Annotated in this window: 22 protein-coding genes; 4 read left to right on the top strand and 18 right to left on the bottom strand. The window is 64.4% G+C overall.

The window, feature by feature from the left end; translation table 11 throughout:
- Positions 1-3: 3 nt before the first annotated feature.
- Positions 4-459 (top strand): response regulator, encoded by a 456-nt coding sequence (locus NATTI_RS0111890; protein ID WP_006089664.1) that lies wholly within the window; start codon positions 4-6, stop codon positions 457-459.
- 125 nt (positions 460-584) lie between these two features.
- On the opposite strand, the gene NATTI_RS0111885 is transcribed toward NATTI_RS0111890, so the two are convergent.
- From NATTI_RS0111885 to NATTI_RS0111850, 8 genes are all read right to left on the bottom strand, one after another.
- The gene (locus NATTI_RS0111885; protein WP_006089663.1) at positions 585-1,016 is read right to left on the bottom strand and encodes a hypothetical protein; all 432 of its coding nucleotides are present in this window, start codon (positions 1,014-1,016) and stop codon (positions 585-587) included.
- Between the two features lie 72 nt (positions 1,017-1,088).
- A complete protein-coding gene (locus tag NATTI_RS0111880) occupies positions 1,089-1,427 on the bottom strand; it encodes a hypothetical protein (RefSeq protein WP_006089662.1) in 339 nt (112 codons plus the stop codon).
- 10 nt (positions 1,428-1,437) lie between these two features.
- On the bottom strand, positions 1,438-2,391 hold the full coding sequence (locus tag NATTI_RS0111875; RefSeq protein WP_241434308.1) for a hypothetical protein: 954 nt from the start codon (positions 2,389-2,391) through the stop codon (positions 1,438-1,440).
- 1 nt (position 2,392) lies between these two features.
- The gene (locus NATTI_RS0111870; protein ID WP_006089660.1) at positions 2,393-3,871 is read right to left on the bottom strand and encodes an MATE family efflux transporter; all 1,479 of its coding nucleotides are present in this window, start codon (positions 3,869-3,871) and stop codon (positions 2,393-2,395) included.
- Positions 3,868-4,605, bottom strand: coding sequence for a TetR/AcrR family transcriptional regulator (locus NATTI_RS0111865; RefSeq protein ID WP_241434307.1), 738 nt, complete (start codon positions 4,603-4,605; stop codon positions 3,868-3,870). The genes NATTI_RS0111870 and NATTI_RS0111865 overlap by 4 nt, the downstream gene beginning before the upstream one ends.
- A gap of 79 nt (positions 4,606-4,684) precedes the next feature.
- On the bottom strand, positions 4,685-4,969 hold the full coding sequence (locus NATTI_RS0111860; protein ID WP_006089658.1) for a hypothetical protein: 285 nt from the start codon (positions 4,967-4,969) through the stop codon (positions 4,685-4,687).
- 163 nt (positions 4,970-5,132) lie between these two features.
- A complete protein-coding gene (engB, locus tag NATTI_RS0111855) occupies positions 5,133-5,750 on the bottom strand; it encodes a GTP-binding protein EngB (protein WP_006089657.1) in 618 nt (205 codons plus the stop codon).
- Between the two features lie 106 nt (positions 5,751-5,856).
- A complete protein-coding gene (locus NATTI_RS0111850) occupies positions 5,857-6,324 on the bottom strand; it encodes a hypothetical protein (RefSeq protein ID WP_006089656.1) in 468 nt (155 codons plus the stop codon).
- Between the two features lie 153 nt (positions 6,325-6,477).
- Here NATTI_RS0111850 and NATTI_RS0111845 point away from each other — a divergent pair, with 153 nt between their 5' ends.
- The gene (locus tag NATTI_RS0111845) at positions 6,478-7,770 is read left to right on the top strand and encodes a TIGR00341 family protein (RefSeq protein WP_006089655.1); all 1,293 of its coding nucleotides are present in this window, start codon (positions 6,478-6,480) and stop codon (positions 7,768-7,770) included.
- A gap of 133 nt (positions 7,771-7,903) precedes the next feature.
- Here NATTI_RS0111845 and NATTI_RS0111840 read toward each other — a convergent pair whose 3' ends face one another.
- Together NATTI_RS0111840 and NATTI_RS0111835 are read right to left on the bottom strand one after the other, a co-directional pair.
- Entirely contained in the window at positions 7,904-8,263 is a 360-nt protein-coding gene (locus NATTI_RS0111840) for a hypothetical protein (protein WP_006089654.1), read from the bottom strand.
- Positions 8,264-8,324: 61 nt separating this feature from the next.
- Positions 8,325-9,320, bottom strand: coding sequence for an NOG1 family protein (locus tag NATTI_RS0111835; RefSeq protein WP_006089653.1), 996 nt, complete (start codon positions 9,318-9,320; stop codon positions 8,325-8,327).
- A 98-nt stretch (positions 9,321-9,418) separates the two neighbouring features.
- Here NATTI_RS0111835 and NATTI_RS0111830 point away from each other — a divergent pair, with 98 nt between their 5' ends.
- Both NATTI_RS0111830 and NATTI_RS0111825 read left to right on the top strand, forming a co-directional pair.
- The gene (locus tag NATTI_RS0111830; protein WP_006089652.1) at positions 9,419-11,641 is read left to right on the top strand and encodes a PAS domain-containing sensor histidine kinase; all 2,223 of its coding nucleotides are present in this window, start codon (positions 9,419-9,421) and stop codon (positions 11,639-11,641) included.
- Between the two features lie 65 nt (positions 11,642-11,706).
- On the top strand, positions 11,707-12,120 hold the full coding sequence (locus NATTI_RS0111825) for a DUF5518 domain-containing protein (RefSeq protein ID WP_006089651.1): 414 nt from the start codon (positions 11,707-11,709) through the stop codon (positions 12,118-12,120).
- A 148-nt stretch (positions 12,121-12,268) separates the two neighbouring features.
- Here the strand turns inward: NATTI_RS0111825 and NATTI_RS0111820 are convergent, their stop codons facing one another.
- From NATTI_RS0111820 to NATTI_RS0111785, 8 genes are all read right to left on the bottom strand, one after another.
- Positions 12,269-12,616 (bottom strand): four-helix bundle copper-binding protein, encoded by a 348-nt coding sequence (locus NATTI_RS0111820; protein ID WP_006089650.1) that lies wholly within the window; start codon positions 12,614-12,616, stop codon positions 12,269-12,271.
- 133 nt (positions 12,617-12,749) lie between these two features.
- Complete coding sequence (locus NATTI_RS0111815) at positions 12,750-15,290, bottom strand: PQQ-dependent sugar dehydrogenase (RefSeq protein WP_006089649.1); 2,541 nt, start codon at positions 15,288-15,290, stop codon at positions 12,750-12,752.
- A gap of 410 nt (positions 15,291-15,700) precedes the next feature.
- Positions 15,701-15,985 carry a phosphoribosyl-ATP diphosphatase gene (hisE, locus tag NATTI_RS0111810; RefSeq protein WP_006089648.1) on the bottom strand — a complete coding sequence of 95 codons (285 nt, stop codon included), beginning with the start codon at positions 15,983-15,985 and terminating at the stop codon, positions 15,701-15,703.
- Entirely contained in the window at positions 15,986-16,453 is a 468-nt protein-coding gene (locus tag NATTI_RS0111805; RefSeq protein ID WP_006089647.1) for a bifunctional nuclease family protein, read from the bottom strand.
- A gap of 82 nt (positions 16,454-16,535) precedes the next feature.
- Entirely contained in the window at positions 16,536-16,868 is a 333-nt protein-coding gene (locus NATTI_RS0111800) for a HalOD1 output domain-containing protein (protein WP_006089646.1), read from the bottom strand.
- A 46-nt stretch (positions 16,869-16,914) separates the two neighbouring features.
- Positions 16,915-18,057, bottom strand: coding sequence for a helix-turn-helix domain-containing protein (locus NATTI_RS0111795; protein WP_006089645.1), 1,143 nt, complete (start codon positions 18,055-18,057; stop codon positions 16,915-16,917).
- Positions 18,054-18,209 carry a hypothetical protein gene (locus NATTI_RS26985; RefSeq protein ID WP_241434305.1) on the bottom strand — a complete coding sequence of 52 codons (156 nt, stop codon included), beginning with the start codon at positions 18,207-18,209 and terminating at the stop codon, positions 18,054-18,056. Before NATTI_RS26985 ends, NATTI_RS0111795 begins: the two co-directional genes overlap by 4 nt.
- Positions 18,210-18,358: 149 nt before the next feature.
- Entirely contained in the window at positions 18,359-19,324 is a 966-nt protein-coding gene (locus tag NATTI_RS0111785) for an acetamidase/formamidase family protein (RefSeq protein ID WP_006089643.1), read from the bottom strand.
- Positions 19,325-19,401 lie beyond the last annotated feature (77 nt).

Genomic DNA, 19,401 nt, shown 5'->3' with positions numbered 1-19,401 from the left:
TCAATGGATTCTCAACCCTCCGCTTCCGGTCAGGAGGTGGAGATCCTGTTGGTCGAAGATAACCCCGGAGATGCTCGGCTCGTACAGGAGCTGTTCTCGGACGCACATATCCTGAATAGGTTCCACGTCGCTACAGATCACCGAGAGGCGCTCGATTTCGTTACTCAGCGTGGCGAGTTCACGGACGCTCCGCGACCGGACATCGTACTGCTGGATTGGCACCTTCCCCGAGCGACTGGCGAGGAAGTCCTCCGTGGGATGAAAGAAGATGCGGCGTTGAGCCGGATTCCCGTCATCGTATTAACGGGCTCCGACGTCGGCGAAGAGCTCATCCAAACGTCCGAGTTCGAAGCCAACGCCTATCTCACGAAGCCGGTCACTCCGGACGATTTTATCTCACTCGTACGCTCGTTCGAGTTCTTTTGGCTCAGCGTTATCCGCTCACCACCCGACCTGTAGCACTCGGACGCGTTCACGCCGCTCGTGACTGCGGTGACTGACCGTTTCACGGGTGTAACCGCTCGAAACGGAGGATTTCGACGGCAGGTACCGTTGCAGACGACCGCTAGTCAGCAGGAGCCTGCTTAGCGATCCCGAAGTCGCGTTCGATCGGTCGACTGGCGAGCGCTCGAGCGTTCGTGTCCGAGTCCATTGTCCCGGCCGAGATCGTCCTCGAGTAGCCGATCCAGTTCGCGCTCGAACTCGTCCTCGCTGAGTTTCCCCTCGACGTACTGGGATCGAAGTCGGTCCGCCGGCGCTTCGGTCTCGGCCGACCGATCCGAACGGCCGGACGCGTACGCCGAGTCGACGGTCGCCCCCTCGTCGCGGAACAGCGAGGCGAGACCGACGACCGCCAGCACGACGACCGCCAGAATCGCGAGCGTCACGACGGCTGCGACGACGGTCGCGACGATCGAGAGGACGATACTGACGACGGCGGCGATCACGCTGAGTGCGATGAACGCGAGGAGGAGGGCTCCGGCCCCCTTGAGCAGGAGTGTCCCGAAACGAGCCATACCTGTTGTTCGTCTCACACGGCAAAAAAGGTGTAGCAATCGCCGGCTATCGGACCGCCCTCGAGCCCCGCCTCAGGAGCCGTTCGATGCCGACGGCGGGGTCGTCTTCGCGGCCGTCCGTCTCGTGAGCCCGATGAGGTAGACGTCGAGCAGGCAGATCACCAACACGGCGAGCGGGACCGCGACATCGATGTAGGCGACCGACTCGAACTGCAGCGCCGTCACGACGAACGGCTCGCCGAAGTCGAACGCGCCCGACAGCGTCCGGGCGGAGAGGAAGGCGAGCGCAAGCGCATAGCACGCGAACCAGATCGCCCCGCGTTTCCACTGGCCGAGATAGCAGTGGCCGAGCCCCGCGACGAACGCCGACAGTGGGTAGGCAGGCCAGATCGGTCTCGAGAGTTCGCTCATCGGTCGATCCTCACTCCCGGTGGAACGGAACCCGCGTCGCTCGCTCGAGTCGACCGAGCGGTGACGAGACGTCGGTACCGGCGGCGTCGTCGGCGAGCGCCTCGAGTGCCGTCCGCGCTCGCTCGAGGGACCGCTCGACGGCCGGCGTCGCGTACGCGAGTTCCGCGTCGGTCACGACCGCGTGCTGGCACGTCGGGTCGAAGAGCACGCGAGCGGCGCTCGCCTGGGGATCGTCGTCGGACGTCGCCGACGACTGGGTCGCGAGTGCGGTCATCATCGCGTGACTATATTGGCGCAGCGCCGTCCGTGTTTCGGCCGAGGCATCGACGGCCGTCGAACCGATCGCAGCCGCCGTTTCGGCGAGCGTCGCTGGCGCCTCGAAGCGACCGTCTACGGTCTCGTCCGTATCAGCGCACACAGCCGGGTCAGTGCGCTCGGCCGTATCGACGCGTTCGTTTGGTGCAACGAGCTCGTCCGCGTCGGAGCGAGCCAGATACTGCCGGGTGAGCGTCGTCGATCCCTCGAGCAGCAGGCGATACAGCTCGAGACGCCGGCGGTCGGAAACTGGCGTCTCTGCGACCGTCGCATACGCACTGGCGTGGAGGAAGTCGCTCGCGAGGATGGCGTCGTCTCGGTCGACCGTCGGCATACTCCAGTCCGCCAGCGCCTCGGCGTCGTCCACCAGCGTCAGTCGCAGCGAGACGTAGCCCTCGAGGAGCGTAACCGTCGTGACGACCGGCTCGAGAACGTCCGCGAACGCGGTCGCGTTCGCCGAATCGGTCCCGTTCGCGTCCTCGAAGCCGACTTCGGCGGCGACGGTACACAACGCGGCGGGAAGCGACCGGTCACGCGCCGGAACGGACTCGGCAGCGAGCGTACGAATCCGCGCCGCCAGTTCGCCGCCCGGACTGTCTGGGGTCGCGCGGGCGATACGTCGGCTGGGGTGGAAATCGTGTTCGGTCACGTCAATCACCGGGTGTGGGCGTCGGCGACTCGTCGGTCACGACGTCGTCGGTCCAGGTCCCGCGCAGGAACCAGGCCGCGGTGGTGATCGTCGACAGGACGTACGAGATGGCGACGGCGTACCAGACGCCAAAAACGCCCATGTCGAGGACGATAAGCGCAACGGCTGCAATCGGAATCCGCCAGAGCCACAGCTCCTGTACCGAGAGCACCATCGCGGCTCGGGTGGAGCCGCTGCCGCGGAGCCCGCCCAGCAGGATCTGGAAGATGCCGAGGAAGACGTAGGAGGGGCCGGCGATGAGGACGTACGCCTTCGCGTACTCGATCACCAGATCGGCGTCTTCGGTTCCCGCCTCGATGAAGATCGCGACGATCGGCTCGGCGAACTGATAGGCGACGGCGATGACGACCGCAAATATCGAGGCGACGACGATCGAACTGAGTTTGACCGCCTGCTTGGCGCGGTCGACCTGCTGAGCGCCGAGGTTCTGTCCGACGACCGTCTCAGTTCCGCGGGCGAGCCCCAGCGCGGGCATGAACAGCAACGAGGAGAGGCGCGTGACGATCCCGTAGGCCGCGACGGCTTCGGTACCCGCGAGCGCGATGATCGCCGTCAGGACGGTGATACCGAACGCGCGAAAGCCCTGCTCGGTCGCGATCGGCGCGCCGATGTCGAGGATCTGTCGGACCGTCCCCCAGTCGAGCCAGAGGTCCGAGAGCGAGGGCTGGAGCCCGACTCGACCGGTGAACAGCAGCGTGAGGCCGATGGCGGCCGCGACGCCGCGGGAGAAGATCGTCGCGACTGCGGCCCCGTCGACACCCCAGCCATCGAAGCCGGTGGCGGCGTAGAGGGAGGATTCGAGACTCGTCGCTCCGACCCAGACGAACAACGGGTTCCCGTCGAAGCCGAGGATCAGGAACGGGTCGATGAGCACGTTGAGCGTGACGCTGATGGCCATCAGGTAGAGCGGCGTTCTGGTGTCTCCCCAGCCGCGGGAGAGCGCGTCGAAGATGAAAAACCAGAACATGAACACGATGCCGACGAACATGATCCGAGTGTAGCTGACGGCGTAGGCGTAGGCATCGCCGCCGGGTGCGGCGCCGACCATCTGCATGAGCCACGGCGTCAGTACGTAGCCGACGGCCGCGAACGCGAGGGCGACGACCGTCACGAACGAGAGCGTCTGGCCGGCGAGGTGACTCGCCGTGCCGATTTTTCCTGCTCCCTTGTTCTGGGCGATGAGGACCGTCCCGGCGACGGTGAGCCCGCCGCCGACACTGATCATCAGGAAGACGACCGCCCAAGAGTACGACAGTGCCGCGATGGCGTCCCCGCCGAGGCGACCCACCCAGTAGGTGTCAGCCAGATTGTAGCCGACGTTGAGGATCTGCGAGGCGACGATCGGCGCCGACAGCACCATGAGCGGCTTGAACAGTTCACCGTCGGTGACATCGACCGACCGGTCTGTCGCTTCGCTCATTCCGTGGGATCACCCTCCGCGTTCGACGCTTCGGTCTCGGTATCGCTCTCCGCGTCCGTGGTCCGGTCGTCGTCCGCTGCGTCCGTCGCCTCGCCGTCCACGAGCCGATCGTCGCGCGGAAACTCGAAACTCGCCTCGTCGGGAAACTCGACGTCCGCTGTGAGAACATCGGCGAGGACGCGATCGACGGTCTCCGCTCTGACCGTCTCGAGGTACTCGTCGCGGCCGAGCGTGAACTGGCGGATCCGCGCGCCGTCGAACGAGGCCAGCAAGAGCGCCGAGACGGACTCCGGATCGTGCGCTCGAAAGTCGCCCGTATCGATACCGTCTCGAAGAATATCCTCGACGGCGGTCCGGAGGATATCGTCGCTTTCGCGGAGCTTCTCGCGGTAGACATCGTTGTACGGCGCCTGCGCTCGGAGCTCGAGGAAGGCCGTGTGGAACGCCAGGTCATCGTCGTCGGGATCGGCAAGGAACCAGTCGACGAACGCCGCGAGTCGCTCGAGCGGCGGCTGCTCGCGAGTCTGCTCGACCCGCGCGTCGAACCCCTCGATCAGGTACTCGATAAAGTCCGCGACGAGAGCCTCGCGCGAGTCGTAGTGATAGAAGAGCGCGGATTTGCTGCGGTCGGTTCGGTCGGCGATCGACTGGGCGGTGAGATCACTGTAGCCCTCCTCGCAGAGTGCCTCGTAGGTCGCCAGCATGATCGCGTCCCGGGTGTCGTCTGTACTCACTGACTAACCAGTCAGTCAGGGGCGGGAAAAGATGTTTCGGTTCGAAGGGAATACCACTCGAAACAGCAAAACCGAACCCTCACTCCTGATTCTGATATCGACGAATTCCGAACTGTCCGTAGCCGCCGTAGGCGATCTCGAGCGAGCCGATCCACCAGTTCCACCGCTCGGTCGGAGAGCCGTCGGGCGCGTCCGAAAGCTCCTCGATGACGACGTCGTTCGTCAGCGTCGCTCCGACGTCGGCCTGGTACTGGCCGGAGTCCGCGAGATCGACGGCCTGCCGGACGACCACGCGGGACTGGCCCATCGTCCCGCCGAACTCGTCGCGCAAGCGAATCTCGAGTTTTTCGGGGTCGATAAACACGGATGACCGTACGGCTTCGACCTACTTGACTGTTCGAGCGCCGATACCGGTGCAGTTCTCGAGTGGCGTCGAAGACCCACCGATTCCGGTGGACAGGAGGACGGCTCGAGCGGGCCGACGACCGATTTGGAGGGCGCGGCGTCTTCGAACGTGGGTTGCAGTTCTAGAAAAACTTGAACAGATCGTCCCGGTTCTGCTCGTGGAGGTGGTCGCGAACGGCCTCCTCGAGCGAACTGATCTGGCCGTTTTTAGCGGTGATTGGGGCGATCGTCTCCTGCCATTGCTTCCACGGCGGGAGCAAGCCGAGACGGTCACAGAGTTCGTTGAGTCGCTCGTCGCGGTCGTCGACCTTGTCCATCTTGTTGACGGCGACGACGGTCGGCACGTCGAGTTCCCGCAGGAAGTGGAACATCTCGACGTCGTAGGGAATCTCGTCGGGGCCGGAGTGACGGTCGATGATGTCGATAACGCTCTTGCCGTCGACGACCAGCACCGCGACGAGGACGTTGTCGGCGTACTCCTCGAGATAGTGGACGATACCGGTCTTGATCGCCTCGCGGTGGTCCTCGTGGACGCCGCTCATGAAGCCGAAGCCGGGCAGATCGGTGATGACGAAATCCTCCGGGGCCCAGTCGTAGTGGTTCGGTTCACGGGTGACGCCGGGTTTGCCGCCGGTGTCGAAGCTGTGGCCCGTCAACTCGCGCATGAGCGTCGACTTGCCCACGTTGGAGCGACCGACGAGGACGACCTCGGCCTCGCGGTCTGGGCGGGTATCGAACATAAGCAGTTGTACGGCGGTCGCGGGTTTATACTCCGTGAAAGGGGCCGATCAACGCGGGCTCGAACTGGCGATCCGTGCGGGCTCGAGCGGGCGGTCCGAACCGCGGTCAAACGACGGTTGCGACGAGGAGTCCGCCGGCCATCGAAGCGAGCGCAAGCGCGGCGATTCCGAGGAGTCGCTCCCGGGACGGTGCGGGCTCGAGGTCGACGTGATGGCTCTCTCGAGCGATCTGGAGACCGAACCAGGCGAGCGACAGACCGCCGATAATCGCCGAAATCGCAAAGAGTCCCCCCTCGGTTCTGCCGGTGCCAAAGGTTCGTAGGCCCGACAGGACGACGACCGCGATGATAATGTCTGCAGCGCCAAGGAGGACGTTCCACCGGAGCGTGCGCGGGCCGATCGTGATGGACTCGACGGTCCCGCCGACGATCGACAGCATCGCCGCTGCGACGAGCCCCGATAGCAGGACGGCGATAACGGAGTCCGCGATGGCGCCATGTCCGGAAACGGCGAGAAAGCCTGCGACCAGCGCCAGTACGAGGGTACCAAACCACGGTGCGAGCCGTCGGTGCATGGTCTAATTGTGCTCCGTTGACACAGATCTGTATTGGTGTAGACCGCTCAGGAGTTACCGACGTCGGACGCCGGCGGCGCTCCGTCGCGAAAGCGACCGACTGGGAGCCGAAAGCGCCCCAAGTTATGTCCCCCGAGGTTCTCAGCCAGAGGTGTGCGGCTCGTACAGCTGACGGTTCCGACGGGCAAGCGAGAGACGATCGTCGACACGCTCGAGGATCGGAAGATCGATTACGTCCTCACTGACGAGAACAGCAATCGGGACTATACGGCGGTTATCTACTTCCCGCTCCCGTCACCGGCGGTCGAACCCGTTCTCGACGAGCTACAGGACGCCGGCATCGACGACGATGCGTACACGGTCGTCGTCGACGCGGAAACGGTCATCTCTCGCCGCTTCGAGTCCTTGCGCGAGGAGTACGAGAACGGCGACGTCGAGAGCGACCGGATCTCGAGACAGGAGCTGCAGGCCGAAGCGGACTCACTGACGCCCACGTTCGCGGTCTATGCGATCATGACGGTCATCAGCGCCGTGGTCGCGACGGCGGGGCTCTTTCTCGACTCTCCGGCCGTCGTCGTCGGTTCGATGGTAATCGCGCCGCTGATCGGTCCGGCACTCGGATTGAGCGTCGGCTCGGTGATCGACGACGAAGAGCTGTTCAAGCACAGTCTCTACTATCAGATCATCGGTATCGTCCTCGCGATCGGTGCAGCGGCGGTCTTCGCCTGGATGGTCAGGATGACGAACATCGTTCCGCCGGGGCTCAACATCAGCGGGGTCGACGAAATCTCCGAGCGACTCGCGCCGGACTTGCTCTCGCTCGCGATCGCCCTCGGTGCCGGCGTCGCGGGGATCATCAGTATCGCGACGGGAACCTCCGTCGCCCTCGTTGGGGTCATGATCGCAGCGGCGTTGATTCCGCCCGCGGCGGCGGCCGGTATCGCCATCGCCTGGGGCCAGCCCTCGGCCGCAATCGGGTCGACCGCGCTCGTGCTGGTCAACGTTCTCTCGGTGAACCTCGCCGGTCTCCTCACGCTGTGGTGGGCGGGCTACCGTCCGGAGAACCTGTTCTCGATCGGTGAGATACAACAGCGGGTCCGCAAGCGAGTGATCGGCCTGGCCGTGATCGTTCTCGTCTTCGCCGTGTTCCTCGGTGCCATCACCTACTCATCCTACGCCGTCGCGACCTTCGAGGAGAACGCCCGCGGCGAGGTCGAGACGGTCCTCTCCGAGGACGAGTTCGCCGAATACCAGCTCCTCGAGTTCGAGGTCATTATGGACGACAACTATCCGTTCATCGGCCCGGAGCGCGTGACCCTCACCATCGGGGGGCCCCAGGGGGAGATCCCTTCTGAGCTAGCTGATACGTTACACGAGCGGATCAACCAGCACGCCGACGACCCGGTCGGCGTCGAGATCAGATCCGTCGGACTCACGGAGCGCTAAAAGCGCGGCTTTCCGCCCCCTTCGGTCGGATACTGAACGCTTCGTCGAGGAGTCCGGACCGTGCGCTCGGTTCGGCGCGAGTCTCTCGAACGGCGGCTACTCGAGCGGGTTCCAGAATCAGTTCGAGCCGAGTTTATCGCCGTAATCGATCGAGCAACGCCGCGTTTCGGTCGGTTCCGTCGCCCGCGTCCGTCGGCTCGGCCGCGGCCTCGGACTCGTGGTCGGATCGATCGCTCCGGTCGTCGTCCTCGTCATCCTCATCGTCGCTCGAGTCGCCGCGCCCGAGCCGCCGCCGAATCCACGTTCTCGGCCCGCCGATGCGGTTGATGAGATACGTCGGAAAGTACAGCGCGACCGCTCCGAGCGCGAAGAAGCCGATTCCGGCGGCGATCCGACCGCCCCGGACGAACTCGAAGCCGACGACGAACATCGGGCCGGCCATCGAGAGTCCGGCGGCCGTCTGGAGCATCCAGAAAATCCCCGGTCCCTTCATCGTTGTCTCGGTTCGGGTTGTCCGCCGGTATCGCTATCGGTTCGTGAGTTCGGTGACACCGTTACTCATCGAACGGGAGCTTGGGCTCATAGTCGATCGCCTCGATGGCCGCTTCGACCACCGTCTCAACGTCCGCGCCGGTTTCGACGCTCATGGAGTGATCGGCGGCCATCTCGTCGATCAGGCTGTCGTCCCAGACCTCTCGCCGGTCGGCCTTGTTCGCGATCGTGAGCACGGGGACGTCCTCGAACTGCGCCGCGATCGAGTCGCGGAGTTCGAGCTGGGACTCGAGCGGGTAGCCACACTCGGCGCTCGGATCGATCATCACGAGCATGCAGTCGGCGAGGTGCTCGATGGCGCTGACGGCCTGGGACTCGATCTCGTTGCGTTCGTCCGCCGGCCGATCGAGCAGGCCGGGCGTGTCGACGATCTGGTAGCGGATGTGATCGCGCTCGAAGTGACCGAGGCCGATCCCTCTGGTCGTGAACGGGTACGACGCCGTCTCGCCACGGGCGTTGGTGATATCGTTGACAAACGAGGACTTCCCGACGTTGGGATAGCCGGCGACGACGATCGTCGGCTCCTCGGGGTTGATCTCGGGTAAGTCCCGCAGGTCGTTCCGGGACTTGTTGATGTAGATCAGTTCGTCGTCGATCTGTTCGACGATGTCCGCGAGGCGGGCGAAGGCCTGCTTGCGGTGTTTGCGGGCCGTGTCGACGTCCGTCTTCCGGAGTTTTGGCTGGTACTCCTCGTGGATCTCGCGGGCTTTCCGGCTGGCCCACATCACCTCCGAGAGGCTCTGGCGAAGCCTGTCGACGTCGACGATCGCGTCGGCCAGTTCGTAGTAGAACGGGTGGACGTCGTCCTCGTACGCGAAGTCCGGCCACGCCGTGACCACGTTCTCTAAGTTGTCCGAGATAATGTTCGCCGCCACCTGGAGCATCGACTGCTGGGCCTCGAGCCCGCCTTTGGCTTTCCCGGACCGGGATGCCCGCGAAAACGCCTTGTCGATCAGCTCTTCCGACGTGGGCGTTGTCGGAAGGTCTTCGAAAATCATACCCTGCACTAGATCCCCCGATCATAAAAGGCCGTTCGTTACGTGCCGGTGGAAATCGGCCGCGGGGATTATATGCCGTTCGACTGTCTAGATGGTGCATGGACGTTTGTTGTTTCGTTTCCGGCGATCTCGAGGCGGGCGAGCGAATCCGCTCGCTCGAACGAGAGCGCCGTGAGGTAACGATCACCGTCGTGGACCTGGCGGACGGGGACGAGTGGACCCACGCGGAATCGGTCGACTGCGTGCTCTGTCACGACAGCGTCGATTCGACGGCGATCGAGCGGATTCGCTCGGAGTGGTCGGCTGTCCCCCTTGTTTACGTGATCGGCAATCGCGGCGACGAACTCGAGGGTGGAGTGATAGCCGAGTTAGATCCCGTCGACGACTGGGTGGACGAGGACCGATTCGTCTCGGCGCCGTCGCTCGTCGTCGCCCGTCTCCGTCGAGCGGTCGAGCGGGCGACGGAACTGTCGACCGCGCGGGAACGAGCCACCCACTTCTCCGGTCTCATCGAGAACGCGTCGGATCTCGTCACGGTCCTCGATGAGAACGGTGTCGTCCGGTATCAGAGTCCGTCGATCACCGACGTTCTGGGCTACGAGCAGGACGAACTCGTCGGCGAATACGCGTTCGACTACATCCACCCGGCCGACACGAACCACGCTGCCGAGGTGTTTTTCGAGATCGTCAGATCCGAAACGAGTCGGTCCGGCCGTGTCGTGTTCCGGTTCCGGCACGCGGACGGCTCGTGGGTCTCGCTCGAGGGGGTCGGCCAGTCGCTTCCGACCGACACCACCTTCGGATCGGAAGACGACGGCCGCGAGTTCGTCATTATCTCTCGAGACATCACGGAGATGCGAGAGACGACCGAGGAACTGCGGAGCACGCGCGACCAACTGCAGGTCATCCTCGACAACACGCCGGCGGTCGTTTACATGAAGGATATCGACCAGCGGTATCTCTACGTCAACCCGGCGTTCGAACGGCTGTTCGACCGGTCGCGCGAAGAGATACTCGGGAAACGATCGGAGGATATCCATCCGGAGGTCAACGTCGAGCAGATCAACGAAATGGATCGCGAAGTGCTCTCTGAGGGGGAGTCGAACAAGTACGTCGAAGATTTCCGAATCAACGGCAAGCGTCGGGTCTTCTTCAACGTCCGAGCGCCGCTGTTCGACGCCGACGGCGAGCCGTACGCGATCTACGGGATCGCCACCGAGATCACCGAACGCCAAGAGCGCGAAGAGAGCATGCAGGCGCTCGCCCAAGCCGGGCCGCGGCTGCTCGAGTGCGAGACGATGGAGTCGGTCGGCTCGGTCGCCGTCTCCGTCGCGAAATCGGTGCTGAACCAGCCGATCACCGGCATTCTAACGCCCGACGAGTCTGGTGACGTGCTCCGGCCGCTCACGATGACCGACGAAGCAATGGATCTGTTCGGCGAAACGGCGATCCCGCGCGGGTCGGGAATCGCCTGGCGAGTGTTCGACACCGGCGACCTGTACGCCTCGAGCGATGTCAGCTCCGATCCGGCGGTGTTGAATCCGGAGACACCGGTCGAGAGCGAGATCATCGTGCCGCTCGGTGACCACGGGGTCCTGCTCGCGGGTTCGACCGAACCCCGCGAGTTCGACGAGCACGACATCGAATTTGCGACGATCCTGGGGGCGATGATTCAGGGAACGATCGACCGGGCCGACAGGGAACGGCAACTCCAGACGAAGAACCAACGATTGGAGGACTTCTCGAACGTCCTCGCACACGACCTTCGGAACCCCCTCGCCGTCGCGAAGGGGTACGCCGAGCTCGCGCGCGAAACCGGCGACGTAGCCCACCTCACGGACGTCGAAGATGGCATCGAACGGGCGATGTCTATCATGGACGGCCTGCTCGCGCTCGCACGAACTGGACAGGGAGTCAGCGAGTTCGAATCGGCCTCGCTCGAGCGGCTGGCCGGCGAGGCGTGGTCGTCGATCGAAACGCGTGACGGGACGTTGCAAGTCGAGACCGAGCGGACGATTACCGCCGATCTGGGGTGGCTCCAGCAGCTGTTCGAGAACATGTTTCGAAACGCGATCGAGCACGGCGGTTCGGACGTCTCCGTTCGCGTCGGCGCAACTGACGGCGGGTTCTACATCGCCGACGACGGTCCCGGGATCGATCCCGAGCAGCGAGAGCGGTTGCTCGAGGGGACCGGTTCCAGCGGCGACGTTCGGTTCGGCTTCAAGATCATCCGGGATGTCGTCGACGCACACGGCTGGGAGCTGTCGATCGGGGAAAGCGACGAGGGCGGTGCGAGGTTCGAAATCGTCGGGCTTCGATGAGTTCGCGATACTCGCCAGCCAACTCCGGCCGACAGTATATCCCCGCTGCTCGCGTACAGTCAGGCATGACGAACTGGCGTGCGGTTATCGTCGGCTTCCTCGTCGCGACCGTGCTCGGACTATTCGGGCTCGCCTTGCCCGGGCTGGGCCAGCTCGCCGCGGGACTGATCGGCGGCTTCGTCGCCGGCTACATGGCCGGTGGCGGTCTCGGACGCGGCTTCTGGCACGGGCTCCTCGCCGGGGCGCTCGGCGGCATCGTCGGCGGACTATTGATCGCCCTCGTCGTCGGCCTCGCCGGCTGGACGCTGGGCCCCGTCGGCGGCGCGATTTCGGGCGCTGCCGGGCTGGGAATCCTCGCCGTCGCCGTCTTGGTCTCGCTCGTGATGGCCATCGAGAGCGCTATCGCGGGAGCCATCGGCGGCGTCCTCAACCCCGACCGTCCCGACCGAACCGGACGCGGCGGGCGGAATACGTACTGAGCGGCCCCGGTCGAACGCGGCGGGCATCCTTTCGGGACCGGTGGCTGGAACAGCGACTGCGTGCCGGGTCGACTCGAGTGCGTTCATCGCCAGTACTCACTCGGCGTACACGGCAGCGACGTGGACACCGACGGGAACCCACCGCGGTTCAGGCCGACGCCATCTCCCGACAGCTCTCGGCGCACTTCGGCAGGATCTCCGCGCAGGCCTGACAGTGATCGTGATCGTGCCCCTCACACTCCTCGGCGCACTCCTCACAGAGATCCGCACAGAGTTCACCCAGTTCCTCGTGGTAGCCCGAGTTGCGGGCCATAAATCGCGCGTGCAGCGAGGCGATGTCCGCCACGTCCCGGCAGAGTCGGATGCAGCGGGCCATGCCTTCGCCCTCGTCCGCGCAGGCGTCAGCACACCACTCACAGACTTGGGCAGCCTCGAGGCAGTTGTCAATACACTCCTGCATGTGGTCGTCCGCGTGCTCGATCTGTTGGAGCGCCATCGAGCGAATCGTCGTCGAACACCGCAATCAAGGTACGACGGGCGACTGCAAGGGTGGGAAACGACAGTACGACGAGAACGGTACCGGGGCGCTCGCCGCTGCCGGTCGTCCGTCACCGGAGCGACTCGAGGGATCAGTCGGCTTCCTGTGGCTCCGGCTCCGCTCCGTCGTCGGGTTGCGCTTCGTCCGCTCCGGGTTCGTCCACCGCTTCTTCCTCCGGCATCTCGTCGTCCTCGCCTTCGGGGAACTCCTCGTCCTCTTCCGCAACATCGTCCGGCGCTTCCGCTTCGGGGTCCTCGTCTTCCATCTCTTCGTCGACGACGAACGGATCCTCCGGCTCGGGGATCTCCTCGCCCTCCTCCGCCGGAACGATTCGGTAGATCTCGCCAGTCTCGGGATCGGGACGGAAGTCGGTGTTCGCGAGGACGTACAGCTCACCGTTCTCGTCGCGTTCGACGCCGTAGACGTACCGGTTGAGCGACTCGCCCTCGGCGCCTTCGAACTGTAGCTCCTCGAGCTCCCAGCGGTCGTCGACCTCGACGAGGTCGTCCTCGTCTTCATCGTCTAGCTCTTCTTCTTCCTCCTCCTCCTCTTCATCGTCGTCTTCGTCCACCTCCTCTTCATCGTCGTCCTGAATCCAGCTGTCTTCCTCGGCCTCTTCCGTCTCTTCGTCTTCCTCGTCGAGGTCGGCGTCGTCCTCGAGTTCTTCCTCGTCGTCTTCGTCGTCCATCTCGTCATCTCCGTTCGGATCGACCGCCACTAACACCTCGCCGTCGGCGTCGGCGACGCCCTGACTGCTCCAGTTGCCGAAGACGAAGTTATCCTCGAGTTCGGGGATCGCCTCGCCGGCGTAGCGGTGGCCGCCGACGACGACCGAGCTGTCGATGAACGCCTCCGAGATCCGCGTGTGCTGGTACTCCGCGATCGGGTCGAGGAGCGGCTCGCCGTCTCGAGCCTCGCTGACGTCGCCTTCGACCTCGTCGGGGCACTCCGCGGGCGCCTCGAGCGGGGAATCCGGGCTGAAGCAGAACGAGCCCTCCTTGACGTTCCAGCTGTAGTTGCCGCCCTCTTCGACGGCGTAGACCGATTCGATGGCGTGCTGGCCGGCGTCGGAGACGAACACCTGACCGTCGTCGTCGATCGACATCCCCCAGGGGTTCCGGAAGCCCCAGGCCCAGTAGGAGTCGATGTCTTCATCCGAGTCGACGAGCGGGTTGTCCTCGGGAATGCCGTACTCGCCGTACTCCTGGTCGTCCTCCGCGTCGACGTCGATGCGGTGGATCCCGCCGTGCAGGTTCTCCTCCGTGTCCTGGCCGTTACCGCCCTCGTTCTCGTCGTACCAGTCCTCGACGTGACCGACGCCGATGTCGTGGACGTTCCCGCCGTCCCCGAGCGAGACGTGAAGATAGCCCTCGGGACCGAAGGCGAGGCGCCCGCCGTTGTGGTTGTCCTGTGGCTGCGGAATCTCCATGACGGTCCGTTCGGAGTCCGGATCGACGCCCGTCAGGTCCTCTTCAGCCTGGAACTCCGCGACGACGGCGGTGTGGTTGTAGCCGAGTCCGTGGCGCTCCGGCGCGCTGTAGTGGACGTAGAACAGCTGATTCTCTTCGAACTCGGGGTGGAACGCGAGCCCCAGCAGGCCGCGCTCGTCGTAGCCGCCGAGTTCCCCGATGCCGAGGCTGACCAGCTGGTCTTCGATGTCGAGGAACAGGTCCATGTCTGCGGGCGTCAGCGAGTCCGCGTCCTCGACCTCCTCTTCCTCTTCTTCCGGCGGTTCAACCTGAATGCTGCCCACCATCGTCCCGGGATGGACCTCACAGAGGTACCGATCCATCTCTTCGGTCGCCTCGAACTCGAGCGTCTGGCTCTCGCCTGCCTCCTGCATGATCTCCGTTCGCTCGAGGATGTCGTCGTTGGCGTCGAGAATGACGACGTTGTGGGGATCGCCGTCGCCGTTCTCCCAGGTGAACTGGTAGGTCTCGCCAGCGGTCAACTCGAGCGTCGGGTTCTCCTCGCCGTCGATTTCCTCCGGTTCCATGCCGAACCAGGCCGGCACGACGCCGTTGAAGACGAACTCCTGTGGCTCGGCCGGGTCGACGTCGTCCTCGACCTCCTCGTCCGGCTCCGGTTCGACCTCCTCGTCTGCGTCTTCCGCTATCTCCTCGTCAGGTTCCGGATCGTCCGGATCGTCGTCGACATCGACCGGCTCCTCAGGTTCGTCTTCCTCCTGGATCAGGCTCCCCTCCTCGGGCTCGACGACATCCTCGTCGTCCTCGATCTCCTCTTCTTCCGTGAGTTCGTCTTCGTCGTCGATGTCGTCCGGCACGTCGTCAAAGTTGGTGGCGAACACCTGTCCCGTCTGCGTGATAATGAAGTGGTGGATCTCGCCGTCTACCTCGACGTAATCGAGGTCGGTCGGGGCCGGCAAATTCTCCGCGACCAGTTGGAGGCCGACGGTCTCCCCTTCCGGGAACTCGCCGGCGACGGGAACGTCGTCGAAGTCGGCCTCGTCGACCTCCTCCTCGCCGGCGTCTTCCTCGTCCTGTGCGCTCGTGACGCCGCCGAGTGCGGCTGCGGATCCCGTCGCCGCGAGGGCGCGAAGGATCGTTCGTCGTGATTGGCGTCCGATTCGAGTGTCGTGTACGTCGGGTATCGTGTCGGTCGGTTGGCTCATAGTCTCTCACTCGTGGGTAGATTGGACGAAGCGGAGCGGTGCTCCCCACCACAGGTGACGGTCCCGTCCGTACGCAGCGTCGGTACTGAGAAAGGGTGGCCCGCCATCGCTGTGTTACTCGCCCTATCGAGAGTGTGTCACACAGTCGCATAAATCGGGCAAACCGTTCCACGGACAATCTCGGTCTGGCTGTCCGTTTCACGTCCTAACCTCGAGTTAGGCCGGCCACCACCCGCGACCGTTGCCTCGGCGACGGCGCTCGTGGACGCCATCGCTCGGCGTCGGACCGTGATAACCGTTCCCAAAAACCGCGTTGTGCCGCGTCGTCGTCGTACGAGTCTAATTTTCCGCGTTAGCGTCGCACGGTTCGCTGCTTCCGTTTCAGCGAACGACGGCTCGAGCCGTCCGCTTCAGCGCCGCGCCTCGAGTTCCGCCTCGAGGTCCTCCAGCTCCATCTCCTTCATCGAGAGCAGCACGAGCAGGTGGTAGACGATGTCGGCGGCCTCGTAGGCAATCTCGTCGTGATCGTCGTCTTTGGCCGCGAGGACGAGTTCCGTCGTCTCCTCGCCGAGTTTCTCGAGTACCGCGTTCTCGCCTTTCTCGTGGGTGAACAGCGAGGCGGTGTAGGACTCCTCGGGCAGCGTCTCCTTGCGATCCTCGATCACGGCGAACAGTTCCTCGAGCGTCTCGTCCATCTACATCTCACCCGACATGTTGCGGATGTCTTCTAACTGCTCGAACTTTTGGCTATCGTCTCGGCCGTCCTCGAAGACGGCGTCGGTGATCTCGATGGGGGCGTTCGTCCGGGCCGCGAGCGCGAGCGAGTCGCTCGGCCGAGCGTCGACGACGGTTTCGCCCCGCGCCGTCTCGAGGTGGAGATCGGCAATGTAGGTGCCACCCTGCCCGTCCTCGCGCGCTTTGATCTCGTTGACGACGACGCGGTCGATCCGACTGCCCAATTCCTCCATGACGTCGAGCAGAAGATCGTGGGTGAGCGGCCGGCCGATATCTTCGGCCTCGAGACCGCGGGCGATGCTCGTCGCCTCGTTGAAGCCGATAAAGATCGGGACGACATCGTCTTCGCCGTCGACCTCGAGGACGACCACCGGGACCGGTCCCTGCGGGGTCCCCGCGACACGAACCGCGTCGATGGATGCCTGCATACCGATACTCTTGCGAGCGAGCGAGAAAACACGTCCGGTCGCGAATGCATGCAAGCATCCCGTCGCCGTCGCGACGATCCGTTCAGTTCGCCGGCGGTTCGACGACGACGCATCCGTCGTTCGAGACGGTCACTCGACAGCGCTCGTAGGTGAAGGTGATTTCGATGGGGCGGTCTCGAGTCGAGCGCAGGAGGACGCCGAGCGCTTCGGGGTCGACCGTCTCGTACAGCGCAGCCATCGCGGTTGGATCGCTGTTCGTAACCGCACCCACGGTTTCGACGATCGCACTGAGCACCGTCTCGGAATCGATATCGAACTCCCTGTGGAACGTTCCCGTCGTGGGATCGTAGCCGGTACTGTCGTCGCCGATCGGTCGGAACGGCGTGGAATTGGTGTGACCCGTGTTCTCGTTCATTGGCTCCACTAGAGCGGACAACGGCCTAAGAGGGGATGCTGACTAGTCAGCGTGCGTCCGCGCCGGACTTCTCGAAGAGGTGGCGGAAGACGGTTCGCTGTGCCTTGCGAAGGTGCTGATTGAAGGTCTGTCGCGTGACGCCGAACCGGTTCGCGAGTTCGTCGCCGGTGCTGGCTCGCGGCGAATCGAAGTAGCCACCGAAGTAAGCGGCGTCGAGCACGGCCAGCTGTCGATCGGTGAGCGCGTCGGCGACGACGTCGTAGAGGAGATGCGGCGAGTAGACGAGCTTTTCGGATACCAGTTCGACCTCGGGATGAAACTCTCGGATTCCGTCCGCGGCCAGACGGGGATCGACGTCGCCGGGAAGCTCGCCGCGGAACCGGACCGCGTCCGGACTGACGATGATCGTACGGGCCTGGCCGCCGAGGGACTGAAAGACGTGGGAGACCGTCGTCGTTTCCGCGTGGGCTTCGATCCGGGTGTAACCGTCGATCGAACTGAGCAACCGCGCGTCGAGATAGTGGGGGACCTCCTCTACCATGGTGACGAACTCGCTCGCGGAGAGATCCGATGTTCCCATGTACTGGACGGTCGTCCCGTCCGGCAGCGAGACGATGGAGTCGATATCGATTCGCGTTTCGCCGTCATCGACGCGAAGAGAGGGCGGGACCGCCGACTCGCTAGCCCGGTACTCGAGCAGTCGAGCGTGGTCGCTGGTCAACCGCTTCTCGCGGCGTTTCAACGCCGTCACGTCCTCGAACGCGACGACGACGTACTCGACCGCCCCCTCGTCGTCCAGAACGGGTGACGTACTGCTCGAGAACCATCGCTCGGAGCCGTCCGGGAGTTCGATCCAGTGTTCGAATCCGTACACCGGTTCGCCCGACTCGAAGGTACGCGTGACGGGATGGTCGTCCAGGGCGATCGGCGCTCCGTCGCCGTCGTAGATGGGCCATTCTGACGGATGGTACACTCGTCCGGTAAGCTGCTCGCTCGCGAGTCCGAGCGACTCCGACGCTCGGTCGTTCGCGAACGCGATGGTTCCCGACGAGTCGACCACGACGGTACTGACCGGACTCACATCGAATACCTGTCGTGCGATCTCCGCGGGAGGTGTGCTTCGGCGTTCGGCTTGCTCCTGGTCGGACGGTTCGTCGTCCTGAACCGTTTCCGTTGGCGAGTCCGTCATCGCGCTACCACCTGTTCGATACGCCGCCGACTCCCCTCGAGACGGTCGACTCGCTCGTCGCTCCGTCCGTCGCGTCGGTAGCCGGGTGCCGATCGTCGTCCGAGTGCACCGTGGCGATCGATCGACGCCCCGACGGATCGGTACCGATTCATACCGCTATTACGGTGTCGACAGGTAAATGCGTACCACTGGTACGATAGCCGGACGGAGTTCGCCAGCCCGTCTTGGATGGGTCCGCCGGACCGTCTCGACCGGATTCGACGGACCGCCGAACGGGATCGTCGCACCCCGTCGTCGATCATTACTCGTCGGGGAAAATACTCTCCGGAAGATACGCCGAGACGACCCAGTTCGGGGCGTTGACCGCTTCGTTGATCTTCAGGTCGACGGCCACAGAACACAGGATGTAGGCCTCGCTCCGGTCGAGTCCGTGTTCCTCCTGAAGATGGTCGATCATGGACCGAACGGCCGCTCTGCTCGCCTCCATCAGGTCGTCTCCGATCCCCGTCGTTCCGTACATCGGCTCGTCTCGACCGGTCGGGGTGAACGGGCCCGTGGTTTCGAACTGCGGTTGCTCGATGGAACGGTCCGAGCGAACCTCGAGTCGACACGTGACGGTCATCGGCGCTTCGATGCCGGTGCCACAGACCTCGCCGTCGCCCTGTGCGGCGTGGCAGTCGCCGATACTGAACAGCGCGTCGTCGACCGCAACGGGGAGGTAGACCGTCGATCCCGCCGTAAGCTGTTTGATGTCCATGTTCCCACCGACCGACCGCGGCGGGAACGTCTCGTGACTGCCGTCTTCCTCGGGGGCGACGCCGACGACGCCGGGGAACGGATCCAGCGGGACCTCGATCCCGTCGACGAACTGTGCGACGCCGTCCTCGAGGTCCCAGACGTGGAGGTCCGGTTCGGGGAACTCGTCCGACAGGAGCCCGAGCTCCGCTTCGCTCGGGAGGATCAGCGAGTGGCCCCAGCCTTCGTGCTCGAGGTCGAGCAGTTCGACCTCGAGGACGTCGCCCGGTTGGGCACCCTCGACCGCGACGGGTCCGGTCAGCGCGTGGACGCGGCTGACGTCGAGGTTGGCGATATCAGCGACCGTCGAGTCGGGACCGAGCTGTCCGTCAGTCGAGTCTCGACACGTAAACTGGACGATTTCGCCGGACTCGATCGTCCGTACCGGCTCGAGACTGTTGTCCCACATGCTGTGCACGGTGTCGTCGTCGGGGCGTATCTCGTGATCAACTGCGTCGGGTTCGCTCGCCATTGCTGGTGCACTCAACGTGATGGCACGGGATAAAGTCTCGACCCGTCGCGGCCCTCGACTTTCGACGCCGAGCGCCA

Source organism: Natronorubrum tibetense GA33 (genome assembly GCF_000383975.1).
Classification (GTDB): Archaea; Halobacteriota; Halobacteria; order Halobacteriales; family Natrialbaceae; genus Natronorubrum; species Natronorubrum tibetense.
Note: the sequence above shows the minus strand (reverse complement) of the source record. Positions and strands in the feature narration are given on the sequence as shown.